This window comes from Patiriisocius sp. 208BN25-11, assembly GCF_058147145.1.
Map to the genome: position 1 here is coordinate 1 of NZ_JBYVJY010000074.1, position 270 is coordinate 270.

1 protein-coding gene is annotated in these 270 nt (G+C 47.4%); it reads left to right on the forward strand.

Annotated elements, in window-relative coordinates; translation table 11 throughout:
• Nucleotides 1-247, forward strand: a 247-nt coding sequence (locus ACY2RS_RS15615) for a TOBE domain-containing protein (RefSeq protein WP_490099590.1), incomplete at its 5' end; no start/stop codon positions are given.
• Between the last annotated feature and the right edge of the window lie 23 nt (nucleotides 248-270).

Below are 270 nucleotides of genomic sequence, written 5' to 3' on the forward strand. Positions count from 1 at the left end.
GATTCACCTGAGTCGTGAGCAAAGCCAGGCCAGTGATAACTCGATGAGCGGCCGGGTTGAAAATATTTTGTTTGATGGTGGTAACAACAGGTTGTTAATTCGGGAGAGCCAGACAGGTTCTGAGATCCAGGTTGTTCATCCACAGACTAGTGAGTTCTCGGATATTAACAGTGGTGATGAGCTGTTCCTGAGTTGGAAAGCTGGTCAAAGCCATGTTTTTTTAACATCTGATGAGGGCAAGGCATGAACACGCTAACCGGTAAGCGGCTG